Source organism: Nocardia altamirensis NBRC 108246, assembly GCF_001612685.1.
GTDB classification, from domain to species: domain Bacteria; phylum Actinomycetota; class Actinomycetes; order Mycobacteriales; family Mycobacteriaceae; genus Nocardia; species Nocardia altamirensis.
Map to the genome: position 1 here is coordinate 144647 of NZ_BDAY01000014.1, position 17581 is coordinate 162227.

Here is a 17581-nt window from a genome sequence, read left to right on the forward strand (position 1 = left end):
ATCATCCGAGGCGCTCGATGATGGTGGCGTTCGCCAATCCGCCTGCCTCGCACATGGTTTGCAGGCCGTAGCGGGCGCCGGTCTGTTCGAGGTGGTTGACCATGGTGGCCAGGATACGAGTGCCCGACGCGCCGAGCGGATGGCCGAGGGCGATCGCGCCGCCGCGCGGGTTCAGTTTGGCAGGGTCGGCGCCGATTTCGTGCTGCCACACGAGCGGGACCGGGGCGAACGCCTCGTTCACCTCGTAGGCGTCGATGTCATCGATGCTCAATCCCGCCCGTGCCAAGACTTTGCGGGTGGCCGGAATGACCGCGGTCAGCATGAGCAGTGGATCGTCGCCGACCACCGAGAACGCGTGGAACCGAGCCCGCGGCCGCAGGCCGAGCTTGGTCGCCGCCTCCTCACTCATGATCAGCGCGGCCGAGGCGCCGTCGGTCAGCGGCGACGAATTCCCCGGCGTGATCGACCATTCGATCTCCGGGAACCGGCTGCTGAACTGCTCATCGACGAACGCGGGCCGCAAACCCGCCAGGCCTTCGGCGGTCGTGTTCGGCCGGATGGTCTCGTCCGCGGTCAGCGTGCCAGCGGCCACCAGCTCCTTGTCGAACCCGCCTGCCGCCGCGGTCGCCGCGGCGAGCCGATGCGACCGCGCCGCGAACTCGTCGAGCGCCGCCCGATCGAACTTCCACCGCGCACTGATCACCTCCGCCGCAATCCCTTGCTGCACAAGACCGTCCGGATACCGCTGCGCCAGCGGCCCCTGATTCGGATCCTTGCCCTGCGCATTGGAGAACATCGGCGCCCGGCTCATCGACTCCACCCCGCAGGCGATCGCGATGTCGTACGCCCCCGACAGCACTCCTTGCGCAGCGAAATGCGCCGCCTGCTGACTGGACCCGCACTGCCGATCCACCGTCGTCGCAGGCACCGACTCCGGAAACCCCGCCGCCAACGCCGCCGTCCGACTGATGTTGAACGCCTGTTCCCCACTCTGCGTCACACACCCCCCGACCACATCGTCCACCAACGCCGGATCGAGCCCATTCCGCGCCACCAACTCGCCCAACACCCCCGCCAGCAAGGTCGCCGGATGCACCCCCGACAACCCACCCCCGACCTTGCCCTTCCCGGACGGTGTACGAACAACATCGACGATGACGGCGGACCGCATAGCCCTCTCCGATCAGCTAAGTTAGTAGAGATTCTCCACTAAGTTAACACGGATTCACCCAATGTCGACCCAATCCCCAAGGTCCGGCAACTATCGCCGGAACATCCAGAGTCCGATCAGTCGCCGAAGACGGCTTCGACAGTTTCCGCAGAGATCGCTGCGTGAATCCAAGCTTCGAGCCGGTCGGTGTCCACACATGAGCGGATGCGTGCGCGGACCTCATCCGAGACGAGGAAGCCTCGAGCGGCGAGGATGTGCTCGAGTATCTTCGCGGCCTCGCGCACCTTTCCTTCGGCACGGCCTTGATCGAGCAACCCGTCGACGAATTCGTCTCGATAGGCAGGGCTGGCCATGAGCTCCTCCAGCTCAGTCGAGGAAGACAGCTTCGATGGTGTCGGCCGACACCGCTCTGTCGGCCCATGTCTCGAGCTGTTTGGTCTCCGAACAGGATTGGATGCGTGCGCGCAGGTGACCTGAAACGACGAAGCCGCGAGCGTTGAGGATGCGTATGAGCATCTTGGCCTCGCCTGTGAGCTCTCCTTCGGCTCGGCCTTGGTCGAGTAACCCGTCGACGAATTCGTCTCGATAGGCAGGGCTGGCCATGAGCTCCTCCAAGGCTTCCTTGGCCGCTTCCGAGGCGGCTTGATGGACAAATCGAGTGTAGGTGGTGCGGGTTTCGGGATCGAGAGTGGCGAGTTGGTCGAGGACCATGCGGCGGGTGGCGTCTTGGTGCAGGTCGAAGGCTTGGGTGACGGCGGACAGGACGGTGAGTTCGGCGGCGACGGGAGCGAAGGCAGGGTTGGTGGGGTCGGGGGTGTTGTCCGGGCCGATCACAATGGGGGCGAGGTCGAAGCCGGGGTGGCCGGTGCGGATGGTGCGGCGGCAGGCGCGGGCGGTGGCCGGGTTCGAGGCGATGACGACGAGGACCGCGTCGCAGTCGTGTTGGGATTGGGCGACCGCGACGTAGGCAGGCCAGGCTCGGCGTTTGCCAGGTTTCGGTGAGTCCGACTGGGATTCGGTGATGATCGCGAGTTTGCCGCCGTCGGTGCCGCGCAACAGGGTGACAGCGTCGGCGCGGAATTCGGGTGGTTCGCACGTGCTGAGGTTGCTGTCCGTGACGGTGGCGGTCGCGCCGACGGGTAGCTCGATGCCGGTGTCCGCCAGCAGCACCGCAGCCAATTCGGGTCTGTAACGCAGCAATTCGAGGGGTAGCTCGTGACGGATTTTCGGCATGGCTGGGAGATTGCCAGCAGGCTCCGACAGATTGTGGGGGCCAGTGCAATTCGTGTGCGATGAGTGCCGTGTTTCGTGCCAAAGTCCGGCGTGTCTCGCACATCTGTTGGGCACTGTGTGTCGCTAAGTTGCCGGGAGGGTGAACTACGCGGGATAGGTGTGGGTTTCGGTGGCTTTTACGGCGGCCCACAGTTCGGTGCCGGGGCGGAGTTCGAGGTCGGCGACGGTTGCGGGGGTGACGTCGGCGAGGACGGGTGGGGTGCCGTCGAGGCGGAGGCGGATGGTGTGTGCGTGTTGTTCGATGCCTGCGATGGTGACCGGCCAGGTGTTGCGTTGGCTGCCGGTGGGGCGGTCGGGGTGCAGGCTGACGGCGGTGGGGGCGAAGGCGATGTGCACGGGACCCGTTGCGGGTTCGGCGGCGGTGAGGGTGCCGCCTGCGTCCAGCTCGATGGTGGTGCCGGTGGCGGTGCCGCGATAGAGGTTGAGGCCGACCAGGTTTGCCACGTAGTCGGAGCGCGGGCGGCGGGCGACCTCGCTCGGCGGACCCTCCTGGGTGATGCGGCCGTGCTCGAGAATGACGAGGCGGTCGGCAAGCACCATCGCGTCGAGTGGGTCGTGGGTGACCAGCACGGTGTGGCCGGGGTAGTCGGCGAGATGGTGTGCGAGGTCGGAGCGCACGCGCACGCGGGTGCTCGCATCGAGGGCGGCCAGTGGCTCGTCCAACAGCAGCAGGGCAGGGTCGGTGGCGAGGGCGCGCGCCAGGGCGACGCGTTGGGCTTGACCGCCGGACAGCGTCTGCGGCTTGGCGTGCACGTGATCGGCGAGACCGACCCGATCGAGCCACTCGGCGGCGACGGCACGGGCCGCGCCGCGGCGACGGCCGCGAGCGCGCAGCCCGAACGCGACGTTGTCCAACGCGCTCAGGTGACCGAAAAGCAGGTAGTCCTGAAAGACGACGCCGACTTCGCGCCGCTCGGCGGGGACGAACACCTTCGGCGGTGCGTCCCAGGTCTTTTCGCCGATCCGCAGCGTACCGCCGCTGAGCGGGGTCAGCCCGGCCAGCGTTCGCAGTGCGGTGGTCTTGCCCGCCCCGTTCGGCCCGAGCAGGGCGACGACTTCGCCAGGCGCGACCGACAATTCGATGCTCAACTCGAAATGCCCACGACTGACCCGAAGTTCGGCTTCCAGCGTCACACCGCCCCCCGAATCCACCGCTCACGCAACGCGACCAACACCACAACCGACACTGTCAGCAGCACCAAACTGAGCACGATCGCATCTTCGGGATCGGATTCCAGCGCCAGGTACACCGCCAACGGCATGGTGGTCGTCTTCCCCGGAAAGTTGCCGGCGAACGTGATGGTGGCGCCGAATTCGCCGAGCGCCCGCGCCCAGCAGAGCACCCCGCCCGCCACCACGCCTGGCAGCACCGAGGGCAGCGTCACCCGTCGGAACGTCAACCAGCGCGACGCACCGAGTGTCGCCGCCGCCTCCTCGAACCGCGGATCCGCCGCCCGCAGCGCCCCTTCCACCGAGATCACCAGAAACGGCAGCGCCACAAAGGCTTCCGCGACAACCACGCCTGCGGTCGTGAAGGGCAGCGACACCCCGAACCATTCGTACAGGTACCGCCCGATCAGCCCGCGTCTGCCGAGCACGAGCAGCAGCGCAACACCACCGACCACGGGCGGAAGCACCAACGGCACGGTCACCAAGGCCCGCAGCACCCCGCGCCCGGGCAGGTCGCCGCGCGCGAGCAACCACGCCAGCGGCACCCCGAAGATCAGGCAGAGCACCGTCGCGAGGCTTGCGCACACCAGCGAAAGCCGAAGCGCCTGACCGACTTCGGCGTTGATCAGCCGATCGGGCAGCCCGCGCCACGGCGCTCGCAGTAGTAGGCCGACGAGCGGGACGAGCAGAAAAGCCAAGGCGCACAGCGCAGGCAGCATGAGCACGAGCGGTCGCCGCCCGCGTACTGCCCGCCGCCGCGGCGTCACGGAGCGTCGAATCCCGCCTTGGTGAACACCGCCCGTGCCTGCGCCGACTTCACGAAATCGACGAACGCCACGGCCGCGGCCGCGTTCGGCGCGTGCGCCAGCGGCGCGACCGGATAGTCGTTGATCGCCTTGCCCGCCTCGGCGAAGTCGATGCCCTCGACCTGGTCGCCCGCGGACAGCACGTCGGTCCGGTACACCAGCGCGGCGTCGACCTCGCCGAGCTTGACCTTGGTCAGCACCGCCTTCACGTCGGCCTCCCTGGTGTCGGGCTGCGGGGTGACGCCCGCGGCCTCGAACACCGTCTTGGCGGCGGCACCGCACGGCACCTGCTCGGCGCACAACGCGATCTTCGGTTCGGCCTTGCCGAAGTCGGCGAGTCCGGTGATGTGGCCGGGATTGCCCTTGGGTACCGCGATTTCCAGCCGGTTGCGCACGAAGGTGACCGGCGTGCCGGTCACCTCACCCTTGTCCTTGACCTGCTGCATGTTCTTCGGCGCCGCCGAGGCGAAGACGTCGGCGGGGGCGCCCTGGTTGATCTGTTCGGCGAGTGCGGAACTCGCGCCGAAGCTGTAGACCACCTTGACGCCGGGGTGCGCGGCTTCGAACTGCTTGCCGAGCTCGGTGAACGTCTCGGTCAACGAGGCCGCGGCGAAAACCGTCACGGTGCCGCCGATCTGGTCCGTGCCGGTCGGCGCCGTCTTGTCGTCGGCGCCGCAGCCGACCAGGGTCAGCGCGGCGGCACCGGCCACGGCGACTGCACACAGCGAACGAATCATGGTCGACCTCATCAACTTTCCGGAATTTCTACGACGACGTGTGTCGATTTGACCGAGGCGATGGCCACGCTGCCCACTTCGAGCCCGAGCTCGTCGACCGATTCCCTGCTGAGCAGCGACACCAGCCGGAACGGCCCGGCCTGCAGCTCGACCTGCGCCATCACGGTGTCCTTGACGACTCGCGTGACGATGCCGCGCATCCGATTGCGCGCGGAGGCGGCGATGGTGACGCCGGTCTCCGGGGTTTCCGCGGTGGCCTGGAGGAATTCGGCCAACTCGCGGCCGCGCACGCCTTTGCGGCCGTTGCCGAGTTGGACCGCGGTCAACCGACCCTGGTCGATCCACCGCCGCACGGTGTCGTCGCTGACGCCTGCCAGCGCCGCCACCTCACTGATCCGCAAATCCGACACGATGGGCAGTTTATTGCCGTGTCTGCGGAAAGCAAGTGGGTGTTTCCTCCGAGTTCGCGGCGTCAGGCCGGGCCCGGGTCGGTGGATCGCACAACCGTTTCCTCCGTTATGCGACCACGGTGTTCGGTGTGGCGCAGACCGCCGGTGAACTGCCTCACAGCGGCTTCGACCGCGCTGACCAGCACTAGATTGGAAGGCGTTTGCAGTCCCACTCTGATGGAGGAATTTCGGTGCAGCTGCTCGATCTGGGTTCGTCCGCTTTGAATCTCGCGAACGTCGTCACGTCCATTGCCGCCAACATCACCTACCTGTTGCAGGCCTGGCACGTCATCTAGGTGCCGTCCTGACCCGGCGGCCCAGCGATGTGCGCATCGGCCGCCGGGTACAGGCGATGAATGGTCAGCGCCGCCGCGAGCATCCTGGAGTCGTGCGGTTCGGTCGGATCGATGCCGGTGAGCTCGGCGACCCGGCGCAGGCGATAGCTGAACGTATTCGGGTGGACGTGAATTTCCGCGGCCGCCGCCTTTCGATCGGAACCGTGCCGTAGCTGCGCGTCCAACGCGGCCATCAGGTGGGGACTGCCCAGGATCGGCGTTATCCGTTCGGCCAGCCGATCCCGCGCGGGTCCCGGTCTGGTCAGCTGATATTCGAGCAGCAGATCATCCAGGCGATAGACGCCCGTCGGGCGGCCGAGCAGGCGCGCGAGCTCAGCGAGGTCGGTGGCGTCCCGCGCCGTCTGCGGCACGGCTTCGCGTGCCGCCGAACGATATTCGGCAACGAACACCGCAACCCCGAACTGCTCGGCGAGCTCGGCGGCCAGCTGCGCGGAGCGTCGCTCGTCGACCTCGGTCTCCAGCACGGTCGGCAGCAACGCGATTCCGGTCGCGCCGTCGAAGGTGGCCAGCGCGGTCGTGCCTGCGAGGCCGTCGAGTGCGCGCTGCAGGATCCGGATGCGTCGCCTGCTGATCAGCGTGCCCGCGGTACCGGGGTGCTCCTCGTGCCGAACGTGGATGGCCAGCACGGTATATCGCTCGGCCAGCGCGGTATCGGCGCGGGCGGCGAGCTCTTCGGCGGGTAGCCCGCCGAGCAATGCGGCGCATAGCGCGCGCCTTGCTTCCCGTTCGGCGTTGAAGATCGATTGTTCGACCTCGGTGTAGGTCTCGACCACCGTGACGTTGATGTGCGTCAGCAGGTCGAGCAGTCGGCCGCCGACCACGATCAACTCGTCCATCTCGGCGGGGGTGGCCAGTTCGGTCGCCTCCCGCAGCACCGAGCGCGCGGAGCCGTGGATGGCTTCGATCAACAGCGGCAACGGAATTCGGTCCTCGGCGTGCCGTTGCGCCACCGGAACGACGAATACCGCGACCTCGGCTCTGGTCAGTTCCCGCTGTTCGCCGATGGCGTGCAGCACGGCGCGCCCGCACGCGTAGATGGCGGGCAGCACCTCGGCGGTGAAGTGCCCCTCGGGCAAATCGGCGGCGGGCGGGGTCGCGCCGAGTCCTTCGGCGAGCATGCGCTCGGCGATCTGCGGCCAGCGGGCGAGCAGCCGGGTGACCAGCGACGCGTCGCGGGCAGGCGGGGAGAGCGCGAGGGACATGAGCCGATTGTTTCCACCGACAGGTTTTGTGGCAAGAAATCCGCAGTACCGGCCGGAACTTTGTCTCTGGCACCAACTTTGCTGGTGGATTCTGTGCTCCGGCGCGCAGTGACACCGGCCGACCGGCGGCCATAGATTCGACTGAGCGACGCCGAGACGGCCCTCGTCGGTGGGTCCGCGGGGGAGGCGTGACCACGCCGTTGGAGAGGAACGAACCCGATGAGTGCCGATCCCGTCCTGAGCGCGCACGCGCCGAAAGTCGAGCAATACGCCGCTTTTCCGCTGCTGCCCGAGGTGGATCCGTTCTATCTCGCGCCGCTCGGGCTCGACCAGCTGCCGCCGGGTGCGATCGTGCGCACCAGGCGGGTCGAGCTGGCGCTGTTCAGTGTTGTCGCACAGCGGATCTCGGCGTGGCAGCTGCTGTACCGCACCTGCGATCTCGACCGAGTCCCCGAGGTCGCGGTCACCACGGTGCTGCTGCCGTGGGGCGCCGATCCGACCGTGCCGCGCCCGCTGGTCTCGTTCCAGTGCGCGATCGACGCGGTCGCCTCGAAATGCCTGCCCTCCTACGCACTTCGGCTCGGTGCCAGGGCGGCCGGGTCGATTCCGCAGCTGGAGTTGCCGCTCATCACCAGCGCACTGGCGCGCGGCTGGGCGGTGTCGGTCCCCGATCACGGAGGGACCTTCGGTCGGTTCGGTGCCGCCCGTGAACCCGGCTACCGCGCGTTGGATGGGATTCGGGCGGCGCTGGCCTTCGCGCCGCTCGGTCTGGCCGCCGCCACACCCGTTGCGCTGTGGGGCTATTCGGGCGGTGGGCTGGCCACCGCATGGGCGGCCGAGCTGGCCGCCGAATATGCGCAGGAACTCGAGATCGTCGGCGCCGTCGCGGCCTCGCCGGTCGGTGATCCGGCTGCGGCCTTCGTGCGACTCAACGGTTCGATGTTCGCCGGTTTCGCCGCGGTCTTCACCGCAGGACTGCGCCGCGCCTATCCCGGCCTGGATCACCTGCTGCGTGCCGAGTTGGACGCCAACTATCTCGGCTGGTTGCAGGCCACCGAGGTGACCGCCACCTTCCCGCTGCTGTATCGGTTCGCCCGCCGCGATATCGACAAGCATTGCCGCGGTGGCCTTTCGGCACTCCTGGACGCGCCGGAACTCCAGCGCGTCCTCGCGGACATCCGGCCGGGTGGCCGCGCTCCCGCCATGCCCATGCTGATCCTGCAGGGGGTCTACGACGAGGTCATCGCCGTCGCCGATGTGGACGCGCAGGTGGCAAGGTACACCGCCGCAGGCACGCACGTCCGTTACTTGCGCGACCGCCTCAGCACCCACCTGCTCCTGCAGTTCTTGGCACTTCCGGTGATGGTCGACTGGCTCGCGGACCGTTTCGCGCAGCGCGAACTCGCCCCTGCGGGCACCGAGACCGTCTGGTCGCTGGCGTGCTCGCGACGGGCCGTGCCCGGCCATCTCGACTTCGCCGGACTGCTCGTCCGCATGCTGTTCGCGCGTCCCATCCGCGCACTGCGGCACTCGGCGCGCTGGCCCGCCGACATGCGGCGACTGCCGATTCGACTGGTCCGCAACCTGCTGGCGTGACGATATCGGTCTTCAGGTACGGAACGTGCGGCACAAACGTCCGGTCCGGTCGGTACGGTACCGCTCGAGACGGTAACTTGTTCGCTTCGATTCGGTAATTCCGTTGTCTCAGAGCGGAATCCGGTTGTTGGGGTGATCGGTAGTTGTTAGGGTGTCGCCAAGCCGAGGGAGGCGATGCTTGGTGTTCGTGGGGCGCACCGATCTACTCGATCTGATCGATACCTTGATCGAGGTTCCGGCGGCGGCCGCGTCCGAGACGCCGAAGCCGGTGCTGGTGGTGGAGGGCTGCGGTGGTTCCGGCCGTACCGCCGTGCTGAACCATGTCCTGGACAAATGGCAGGGGCACACGCCGTCGGTGCTGGTCCGTCCGCTGGAACGGCCCTTCGATCTCAACAATCCGGTGCGCACCGTGCTTGCCGCGATCATCCTCGGGCTCAGCATCGACATCCCCGGCTACGCCGTCGCGTTTCCGCGGACCCTGATCGCCCAGATCGTCATCGCGGAGGATTTCGACAGCCTCCCGCCGAATCAGCAACTCGACAGACTGCATCGGCTGCTCAATCAATACGAGCGCCGCGCGGCGCTCATCGGCTTCGTCCGGAACATGATCAACTTCACCGGTTCGCTCGCCACCAACATCAAGGTGCCCGGCGCCGACGTGATCGCGCCCGCGGTGGCCAACACGGTCTCCGACGCGATGGTCGGCCGTTTGATGGGCGGGCGGCTGCTCGGCCGATTCACCTGGGGTCCGAAGATCGCCTGGTTCGGGCATCAGGACCTCGGTCTCCGCGGGGTCGATGCCGAGCGGGCGCTGATCGGGCTGAGCAGCAACGCGCGCAGCATCGATCCGCGGACCCGCCGCAGTGTCGACGATGTGCTGGTCGGCGCGCTGCTCGCAGACCTGCGGCTCAGCGTCGCCAAGGTCAGGCGCCGGACGTCCAACGCGCTCGTGCTCATCGACGACGGCGACGCACCCGCGGCCGCGTCCTTCACCAGCGCCCTGCTGCGGGTGCGGCAGAACATCGCGGCCACCGGCGCCAGGCTGTCCGACCCGCTCACCGTGATCACCGCGAGTTCCGGTGTGCTGAGCGATGATCAGGCGGGCCAGCTGCCTGCGCCCGCGGTGTGGTCGGCGCCGTTCGCGCAGGCATCGAGCACGGCGTCTTGGGCGCGGGTGCGGCTGCCCGAGCTGAGCGAGAGCGACGTCCGGCTGATGGCCAAGGACGTCGATCCGTTCCAGTCCGAAAGCATCGGCGAGTCGATCTATCGGCTCACCCGTGGCCATGCGGCGGCGACCGAGTACCTGCTCCGCCGGATCAAGCTGGACCGGGAGCTGCTCGGTGATCTCGACGGCCTGCTGCGCAGCGCGGGGCCGGAGGCGGGCATCACCGCCGAGCAGTATCTGCTGCGGATCTTCGTCCGCGGGCTGAGCGTGAACAAGCTGGTCCGGCAGGAACTGGTGAACGGGCTCGTGACGGTGTCGGCGGCCCGGCGCAAAGCCGAGGCGCTCGGCCTCGTCACCCTGCTGCCCGCCGCGGTCGGACACGATTCGGCGCTGTTCAAGTCGCGCACGTTGTGGGCGCCTGCGGCACAGGGCGGCGCGGAGCAACTGCCCGCGCTGGCGCGGCTGCTCGGCCTGCGCGCGCTCGCCGCGCGCACGGACCAGACGCCGAACTGGGAGCGGGTATTCCGGCAGTTGTCCGACGGCGTCGGCGCCGGTGACGCGGCGAGCAGGCTGCATCACGCGCGCCTGCTGCACGGTCGCGACGCGGTGGTCGCTGAGCTCGCGGAGCACTTGGCGGAGCAGTCGTCCGCCGAGTGGTTGACGCTCTTCGACGCCATCGTCGAGACGGCAGATCCGGCCAGGCGCGACGCCGATCTGATCGACAGCGACGACCGGGCCCGCACCCCGCGCGAGCACATCGCGGTCCTGCTCGCCCTGGTGCCCGCGTTCGAGTCCGATATCCGGGTCACCGCGGCGGAACAGAAGTCGACGCTCTGTTCGCGGATCGCGCACAGCTACGAGCTGCTTGCCGACCACGCTCGCGACCGGACGCCGTTCCTGCTGCGTGCCAACAGGTATCGCAGGCTCGCGGACCAATTCCAGTGACCCGTTTCGGCGAAGGAGATCGATCGTGGCATCGCGCTATCGGCTATGGGTGATCCCGAGGCTGGACCGGCCGTTCCCGCGCCGGTGGACCGACTGGGTGCGGTTGGCCGTCGTGGTCGTGCTTGTGGTGCTCGCCGGTGCCGGGTTCGCCTCGGGCGAGCGGCTGCACCGTGCGTTCACCTGTAACGAGAGCTGGTTGCCCGACACCACCGCATGGCAGGCGGGCGATCGCTGCGTCGGATTGTCCGAGGGCCCTTACGCTTTCGACCTCGCGGCGTTCAAGCAGGTGCTCGGCGTGATCGACGCGCAGAATCGCGCGGCGGCCGACGAATGCCCCGGCAGCCCCGCGACCGTCGGTGTGCTGCTGACCATGACCGATCAGCTGGCAGGCAGCAGGGCCGTGCACGAGCTGGAGGGGATGGCGGCAGGCCAGCGCAGGGCGAACAGCACCGGATGCCTGCATCCGATGCGGCTCGTGATCGGGCAGATCGGTGACTACCAGCGCAACGGAGACCCGCTCGGCGTTGCCCGCGCGATGGCGGCGCGGGCGGACGTGGTCGCCGTCGCAGGCATCGGCCTCAGCCACCAGAGCACCGCGGAGGTTGCCGAAGTGCTTGCCGCGGAGGGGATTCCGATGGTGTCCGATGTGGTCACCGCAGAGGGATTCGACCAGGACGGTTCGAAGACGGACACCCCCGACTTCACGGGCTGCGACAAGGGCAACTCCTACGCGGACGGCATCGCCAGCGACTACATCTATCGCGTCGGATTCCGGGTTGCCGTCCAGGTGCAGGCGATCGGCGCCGTGGTCACCGGCAGGCCGGACTTCATCATGGTTCCGGTCGGCGGATCGGACCCGTACACCTGCACCACGCTGCCGTTCCTGCAACGCCAGTACGGCGGCAACCTGATCGAGGTCAAGTTCGACACCTCGGAGCCGAGCACCGTGCCGCAGACCGCGAAGCGGGTGTGCTCCACCGTGAAGGACGTGACGATCGCCTATATCGCCCGTGGCCGCGATCTGGGCAGGCTGCTCTACAGCCTCGACGAGGCCTACGCGAACGGTCAGTGCGCGGCGACTTCGGTCACCGTGGTCAGCACGTCCGACGGCAACCGACTGCGCACCGTCGAATCGGATCAGGCGCTTGAGGACCTGCGGACCAAGGCGCTGTCCTCGCAGACCTTCGCGGACGGCCGGGTGCGGCTGCTGTTCACGTTGGTCGCCGGCGCGGACGGACCGCAGGCGAGCAATCCCAACTGGACGGTGTTCGAGAAGGCGTACCGGGACGCGGGCTTCGATATCGCCCATGTCGGCGACGGGTGGGCGGTCAACGCCTACGACGCGGTGACCACCATCGACACCGCGCTGCGCAGCCTGCCCGCCACCAGCCCGGTGCGGCGCAGCCAGGTGAACGCGACCATCAGCGGCTTCTCCGCGCCGGACGCGGCGGTGCCCGGTGCAGGCGGCCCCATCATCTTCGACAACAGCGGCAACCGCACCGGCCAGACGCCGCGGGTCGTCCGGCTGTGCCCGGTCACCACCTCGGTGGATCGCCCGCCGTACGTGCCGACCGTCGAGGTGCGGCCTGGTGAGTCCATTCCCCAATGCGTGCGCTGAACTTTGTGTGTCCCACCATAAATGCCGCCGATTTGCTCTAGCGTGAGCACCGTTGGTGCCGAGAGGGGCTGTGGATGCGTAGCGGGATGTTGAGTCTGGCGCAGTTGCGTGAGCGGGTGGCGGCCGGGGAGATCGACACGGTGTTGGTCGCGATGACCGACATGCAGGGCCGGTTGCAGGGAAAGCGTTGCGCCGCACGCTATTTCCTGGACGAGGTGGTCGAGCACGCGACCGAGGCGTGCAATTATCTGCTCGCCGTGGACGTGGACATGACCACGGTCGACGGCTATGCGATGTCGTCGTGGGACACCGGCTACGGCGATTTCGTGCTCCGCCCCGACCTGAACACGTTGCGTGCGGTGCCGTGGTGGCCTGGTACCGCGCTGGTGCTGTGCGATGTCGAGCAGGTGGAGCCGGCAGGCAAGCCCGTCGCGATGTCGCCGCGGCAGGTGCTGCGGGCACAGCTGGCGCGGCTGGCCGAGCACGGGCTGCGCGCGTTCGTCGGCACCGAGCTCGAATTCCTGGTGTTCGACGACAGTTACGAGGCGGCATGGTCCTCGGGTTATCGCGACCTGCGTCCCGCCAACCAGTACAACGTCGACTATTCGATGCTCGGCACCGCGCGCATCGAGCCGCTGCTGCGCCGTATCCGCACCGAAATGGACGGCGCGGGTATGTATGTCGAGTCGGCCAAGGGTGAGTGCAACCCCGGCCAGCACGAGATCACGTTCCGCTACGACGATGCGCTGACCACCTGCGACAACCACAGCATCTACAAGACCGGCGCCAAGGAGATCGCCGCGCAGGAGCGGCGCAGCCTCACCTTCATGGCGAAATACAATGAGCGCGAAGGTAATTCGTGCCATATCCACATCAGCCTGCGCGGCGACGACGGCGCTGCGGTGCTCGCGGGCGACGAGGCGGACGGCTGGTCGCCGCTCATGCGGCATTTCGTCGCGGGCCAGCTCGACTGCCTGCGCGAGTTCACCTATCTGTTCGCGCCGAACATCAACTCCTACAAGCGATTCGTGCCGGGCAGCTTCGCGCCGACCGCCATCGCCTGGGGCGCCGACAACCGGACCTGCGCGCTGCGGGTGGTCGGGCACGGCGACTCGCTGCGGCTGGAGAACCGGGTGCCCGGCGGCGACGTGAACCCCTACCTCGCGGTGGCCGCCGCCATCGCGGCCGGCTTGCACGGCATCGAGCAGCGGCTCCCGTTGGAGCCGGAGTTCCACGGCAACGCCTATCGATCGGAGCGGCCACGGGTGCCGCACACACTGCGCGAGGCCGCGCAGCTCTTCGGGGACAGCAAGGTCGCGCGGAATGCGTTCGGTGATGATGTAGTGGAGCATTACCGCAACGCGGCGCAGGTCGAGCTGGTGGCCTTCGACGCCGCCGTCACCGATTGGGAGCGAGTTCGTGGATTCGAAAGACTCTGAGGTCCTACCGGACGCTGGGGTTTCTCATCCGCTGATCGGCCTGCCGACCTACGCCGAATCCGCACGCTTCGGCTCGTGGCAGGTCGACAGCGCGGTGCTGCACTTCAGCTATGTCCAGATGGTCGTGGAAGCGGGCGGCATCCCCGTGCTGCTGCCGCCGGTCGGGGTGGCCAGGCCCGAGTTGGTCGCGCGCCTGGACGGGCTGGTGCTGACCGGCGGCGCCGACGTTGGGCCGGATCGCTACGGCGCACCGGCGCACCCGCTCACCTACACCAGGCCTGATCGGGACGATTCGGAATTCCGGCTGTTCGAGCTGGCCCGAGCGGTGGACCTGCCGATCCTGGCGGTGTGCCGTGGGCTGCAGGTGGTGAACGTCGCCATGGGCGGCTCGCTGATCCAGCACCTGCCCGAGGTGGTCGGGCACGCTGAGCATTCGGGCACCGAAGGCGGCTTCACCACCACCCAGGTGACGACCGTGCCAGGCAGCCGGGTCGCCGCGATCGCCGGGGCGGACGTGAAGGCCAACTGTCATCATCATCAGGCGATCGACCGGCTGGCGAACGGCCTGATTGCCACCGCGCATGCGGCGGACGGCACCATCGAGGCCGCGGAAGCCCCCGATGGCCCGTTTCTCGTTGGCGTGCAATGGCATCCGGAGGTCGACGCGCTCGACCGGCGATTGACCCGCGCATTGGTCGCGGCGGCCGAAGACTATCGAAGGGAGCGTATGTCGTGACGACAACGCAGGTGGTGAACCCGGCGACCGAAGAGGTCGTGACAACGGTCGAGCTCACCGGCGAAGCCGAGACCGATGCCGCGATCGACCGCGCGCAGCGGGCGGCGGCGGCCTGGCGCGAGGTGGCGCCCGGTGATCGGGCCCGGTTGCTGCGCCGGTTCGCCGAGGCCGTCGACGCGGATCTGGAGCGGTTGGCGCAGTTGGAGGTGGCCAACTCCGGCCACACCATCGGCAACGCCCGCTGGGAGGCCGGCAACGTCCGCGATGTGCTGCACTATGCGGCAGGCATCCCGGAACGGCTGCTCGGCCAGCAGATTCCGGTCGCGGGCGGTGTCGACATCACCTTCCACGAACCGCTCGGCGTGGTCGGGGTGATCGTGCCGTGGAATTTCCCGATGCCGATCGCGGCGTGGGGTTTCGGGCCCGCGCTTGCCGCCGGAAACACGGTGGTGCTCAAGCCTGCTGAGCTCACGCCGCTGACCGCGATCCGGCTCGGCGAGCTCGCGCGCGAGGCGGGGCTGCCCGCGGACGTCTTCCAGGTGCTGCCGGGCAAGGGTTCGGTGGTCGGGCAGCGGTTCGTGACCCATCCCGCGGTGCGCAAGGTGGTGTTCACCGGCTCCACCGAGATCGGCACGCAGATCATGGCAGGCTGCGCGCAGCAGGTGAAGCGGGTGACGCTGGAACTCGGCGGCAAGAGCGCCAACATCGTGTTCGCCGACGCCGATCTGGAACGTGCCGCCGCCACCGCGCCGTACGGTGTGTTCGACAATGCGGGTCAGGACTGCTGCGCGCGATCGCGAATTCTGGTGCAGCGCAGTGTCTTCGATCGATTCCTCGAACTGCTGGAGCCCGCGGTGCGCGGGGTGCGGGTCGGCGATCCGGCGCTGGAGTCCACCGAAATGGGCCCGCTGATCTCTGCCGCGCACCGCGAGCGCGTCGCGACCTTCATCGAGCCGTCGACCAAGGTCGCGTTCACCGGCGAGCGCCCCGACGGGCCCGGATTCTGGTATGCGCCAACGGTTGTGCTGCCCGGCTCGCCGACCGACCGGGTGCTCACCGAGGAGGTGTTCGGGCCGGTGGTCGCGGTGCTCCCGTTCGAGGACGAGGCCGACGCCATCCGGATCGCCAACGACACCGAGTACGGGCTGTCCGGCTCGATCTGGACCTCCGACGTCGGCCGCGCGCTGCGGGTGTCCCGCGCGGTGGAGGCGGGCAACCTGTCGGTGAATTCGCATTCCTCCGTGCGGTATTGGACCCCGTTCGGTGGCTTCAAACACTCCGGGCTCGGCCGTGAGCTCGGCCCCGACGCGGCGCTCGCGTTCACCGACACCAAAAACGTCTTCATCGCCACGCAATGAACCAACACCGAACAGGAGATGCTTTGCAGCGCTTACAGGATCGAGTCGCCGTCGTCACCGGCGGCGGGAGCGGCATCGGCCTCGCTACGGTCCGCCGCTTCGCCGCCGAGGGCGCGAAGGTGGTCGTCGCCGATATCGACGCAACCACCGGTGAGGCGGCAGCCGCGGAGGTCGGCGGGCGGTACGTCAAGGTCGACGTCACCGACGAAGCACAGGTCGAAGCGCTGTTCCAGACCGCGGTGGACGTCTACGGCGGACTCGACATCGCGTTCAACAATGCGGGAATCTCACCGCCGGAGGATGATTCGATCCTCACCACCGGCATCGACGCCTGGCGGCGGGTCCAGGAGGTCAACCTGACCTCGGTCTACCTGTGCAGCAAGTACGCCATCCAGCACATGCTGGAACGCGGCAAAGGATCGGTCATCAACACCGCGTCCTTCGTTGCGGTGATGGGCGCGGCGACCTCCCAGATCTCCTACACCGCGTCGAAGGGCGGTGTGCTCGCCATGAGCCGCGAACTCGGAGTCCAGTTCGCCCGCAACGGAATCCGGGTCAACGCGCTGTGCCCCGGCCCGGTCAACACGCCCCTGCTGCAGGAGCTGTTCGCCAAGGACCCGGAGCGCGCCGCCCGGCGCCTGGTGCACATTCCCACCGGCCGATTCGCCGAGCCCGAGGAAATCGCCGCCGCCGTGGCGTTTCTCGCCAGCGACGACGCGTCGTTCATCACGGCAAGCCAGTTCCTGGTGGACGGTGGCATCTCCGGTGCGTATGTGACGCCGCTGTAGTCGCGGCTGGAGCGGCGTCGTCGCCGGGCACATCGGCCCGGCGACGACGCTGAACAGCTCCCGGTTCCGCTGCGATGCACTGGTCGAGTGATTCGGCAGTGACGGAGAGCGGAGACGCCGGGCGGTGCTGTGAACACGTCGATCGGATCGACCGACTGCTCACTCGCGGGGTTACACCACAGTGTGCCCAGCGATCATTCATGTGCTGGGCAGCTACGCGGCTGGCGCAGGGGCCGCTGGCTCCGGAGCTGCCGGCGCCGGAGCAGCCGGGGCCGGGGCAGGAGCAGCCGGGGCGCCGTTCAACATATTCCCCAGAATTCCCAGCTGTTCGTTCAGGCCTTTGAGGCCTTCCACCGCGCCGGGGTTGCCCGATGGTGCGGTAGCTCCCGCTCCGGCTCCGTTGCCGCCCATCGTGGATGGCGCGGCTGCCGAACTGTCGGGTGCTGTCGCAGTTCCGCCGGGAGCGGCCGGTGCGGCTGGTGCAGCCGGTGCGGCGGGTGCTGGTGCGGCGGGCGCCGGAGCAGCCGGAGCGGCCGGAGCCGGAGCAGCCGGTGCCGGAGCAGCCGGAGCGGCCCCTGGCTGAGCCGCTGCGTAACCGCAGGCAGCCGGTGGTTGCGCTGCTGCGAAACCGGTGAGTAGAAGTGACGCGGCTAGCCCTGCGGCAACCGCAGTTCCCTTCAGGTAATTCATGTGGGTAACCCCTTCTCTCGTCGAAGTGGTACGTCCGTACATGATGATCAAACGTTCAACAC

General features: G+C 68.2%; 16 protein-coding genes. 8 read left to right on the plus strand and 8 right to left on the minus strand.

Going from position 1 to position 17581, the window contains the following annotated elements; all coding sequences use genetic code 11:
- Position 1 precedes the first annotated feature (1 nt).
- The 8 genes from NA11_RS09990 to NA11_RS10025 all read right to left on the minus strand — a co-directional run bounded on the left by NA11_RS09990 (position 2) and on the right by NA11_RS10025 (position 7184).
- Positions 2–1171: a thiolase family protein gene (locus NA11_RS09990; protein WP_069161520.1), complete on the minus strand. Its 1170-nt coding sequence runs from the start codon at positions 1169–1171 to the stop codon at positions 2–4.
- Between the two features lie 116 nt (positions 1172–1287).
- Positions 1288–1524 carry a hypothetical protein gene (locus tag NA11_RS09995; RefSeq protein WP_069161521.1) on the minus strand — a complete coding sequence of 79 codons (237 nt, stop codon included), beginning with the start codon at positions 1522–1524 and terminating at the stop codon, positions 1288–1290.
- A 13-nt stretch (positions 1525–1537) separates the two neighbouring features.
- Positions 1538–2404 carry a hypothetical protein gene (locus tag NA11_RS10000; RefSeq protein WP_069161522.1) on the minus strand — a complete coding sequence of 289 codons (867 nt, stop codon included), beginning with the start codon at positions 2402–2404 and terminating at the stop codon, positions 1538–1540.
- A gap of 144 nt (positions 2405–2548) precedes the next feature.
- Positions 2549–3598 (minus strand): ABC transporter ATP-binding protein, encoded by a 1050-nt coding sequence (locus tag NA11_RS10005; RefSeq protein ID WP_069161594.1) that lies wholly within the window; start codon positions 3596–3598, stop codon positions 2549–2551.
- The gene (gene modB / locus NA11_RS10010; RefSeq protein ID WP_069161592.1) at positions 3595–4353 is read right to left on the minus strand and encodes a molybdate ABC transporter permease subunit; all 759 of its coding nucleotides are present in this window, start codon (positions 4351–4353) and stop codon (positions 3595–3597) included. The genes NA11_RS10005 and modB overlap by 4 nt, the downstream gene beginning before the upstream one ends.
- A 44-nt stretch (positions 4354–4397) precedes the next feature.
- Positions 4398–5177 (minus strand): molybdate ABC transporter substrate-binding protein, encoded by a 780-nt coding sequence (modA, locus tag NA11_RS10015; protein ID WP_069161593.1) that lies wholly within the window; start codon positions 5175–5177, stop codon positions 4398–4400.
- Positions 5178–5188: 11 nt separating this feature from the next.
- Positions 5189–5587: a TOBE domain-containing protein gene (locus NA11_RS10020; protein WP_069161523.1), complete on the minus strand. Its 399-nt coding sequence runs from the start codon at positions 5585–5587 to the stop codon at positions 5189–5191.
- Between the two features lie 331 nt (positions 5588–5918).
- Positions 5919–7184: a PucR family transcriptional regulator gene (locus NA11_RS10025; protein ID WP_069161524.1), complete on the minus strand. Its 1266-nt coding sequence runs from the start codon at positions 7182–7184 to the stop codon at positions 5919–5921.
- 219 nt (positions 7185–7403) lie between these two features.
- On the opposite strand from NA11_RS10025, the gene NA11_RS10030 reads away from it, so the two are divergent.
- The 8 genes from NA11_RS10030 (at position 7404) to NA11_RS10065 (ending at position 17464) form a co-directional block, all read left to right on the plus strand.
- On the plus strand, positions 7404–8780 hold the full coding sequence (locus tag NA11_RS10030; RefSeq protein WP_084654440.1) for a lipase family protein: 1377 nt from the start codon (positions 7404–7406) through the stop codon (positions 8778–8780).
- 178 nt (positions 8781–8958) lie between these two features.
- Entirely contained in the window at positions 8959–10890 is a 1932-nt protein-coding gene (locus NA11_RS10035) for a hypothetical protein (protein WP_141717500.1), read from the plus strand.
- A gap of 25 nt (positions 10891–10915) precedes the next feature.
- Positions 10916–12508, plus strand: a complete 1593-nt coding sequence (locus tag NA11_RS10040; RefSeq protein ID WP_069161526.1) for a type 1 periplasmic-binding domain-containing protein — start codon at positions 10916–10918, stop codon at positions 12506–12508.
- A 74-nt stretch (positions 12509–12582) separates the two neighbouring features.
- Positions 12583–13947, plus strand: a complete 1365-nt coding sequence (locus NA11_RS10045; RefSeq protein ID WP_084654442.1) for a glutamine synthetase family protein — start codon at positions 12583–12585, stop codon at positions 13945–13947.
- Positions 13928–14683, plus strand: coding sequence for a gamma-glutamyl-gamma-aminobutyrate hydrolase family protein (locus NA11_RS10050; RefSeq protein WP_069161528.1), 756 nt, complete (start codon positions 13928–13930; stop codon positions 14681–14683). Before NA11_RS10045 ends, NA11_RS10050 begins: the two co-directional genes overlap by 20 nt.
- Complete coding sequence (locus tag NA11_RS10055; RefSeq protein ID WP_069161529.1) at positions 14680–16041, plus strand: aldehyde dehydrogenase family protein; 1362 nt, start codon at positions 14680–14682, stop codon at positions 16039–16041. The genes NA11_RS10050 and NA11_RS10055 overlap by 4 nt, the downstream gene beginning before the upstream one ends.
- Positions 16038–16829 carry a 3-oxoacyl-ACP reductase gene (locus NA11_RS10060; RefSeq protein WP_069161530.1) on the plus strand — a complete coding sequence of 264 codons (792 nt, stop codon included), beginning with the start codon at positions 16038–16040 and terminating at the stop codon, positions 16827–16829. Before NA11_RS10055 ends, NA11_RS10060 begins: the two co-directional genes overlap by 4 nt.
- Before the next feature lie 440 nt (positions 16830–17269).
- Positions 17270–17464: a hypothetical protein gene (locus tag NA11_RS10065; RefSeq protein ID WP_141717501.1), complete on the plus strand. Its 195-nt coding sequence runs from the start codon at positions 17270–17272 to the stop codon at positions 17462–17464.
- The last annotated feature ends 117 nt before the right edge of the window (positions 17465–17581 follow it).

Excerpts from the sequence above, each read along its gene's own strand:
- NA11_RS09990 (WP_069161520.1), bottom strand. The coding sequence starts at position 1,171 with ATGCGGTCCGCCGTCATCGTCGATGTTGTTCGTACACCGTCCGGGAAG.
- NA11_RS09995 (WP_069161521.1), bottom strand. The coding sequence starts at position 1,524 with ATGGCCAGCCCTGCCTATCGAGACGAATTCGTCGACGGGTTGCTCGAT.
- NA11_RS10000 (WP_069161522.1), bottom strand. The coding sequence starts at position 2,404 with ATGCCGAAAATCCGTCACGAGCTACCCCTCGAATTGCTGCGTTACAGA.
- modB (WP_069161592.1), bottom strand. The coding sequence starts at position 4,353 with ATGCTGCCTGCGCTGTGCGCCTTGGCTTTTCTGCTCGTCCCGCTCGTC.
- modA (WP_069161593.1), bottom strand. The coding sequence starts at position 5,177 with ATGATTCGTTCGCTGTGTGCAGTCGCCGTGGCCGGTGCCGCCGCGCTG.
- NA11_RS10025 (WP_069161524.1), bottom strand. The coding sequence starts at position 7,184 with ATGTCCCTCGCGCTCTCCCCGCCTGCCCGCGACGCGTCGCTGGTCACC.
- NA11_RS10030 (WP_084654440.1), top strand. The coding sequence starts at position 7,404 with ATGAGTGCCGATCCCGTCCTGAGCGCGCACGCGCCGAAAGTCGAGCAA.
- NA11_RS10045 (WP_084654442.1), top strand. The coding sequence starts at position 12,583 with ATGCGTAGCGGGATGTTGAGTCTGGCGCAGTTGCGTGAGCGGGTGGCG.
- NA11_RS10060 (WP_069161530.1), top strand. The coding sequence starts at position 16,038 with ATGAACCAACACCGAACAGGAGATGCTTTGCAGCGCTTACAGGATCGA.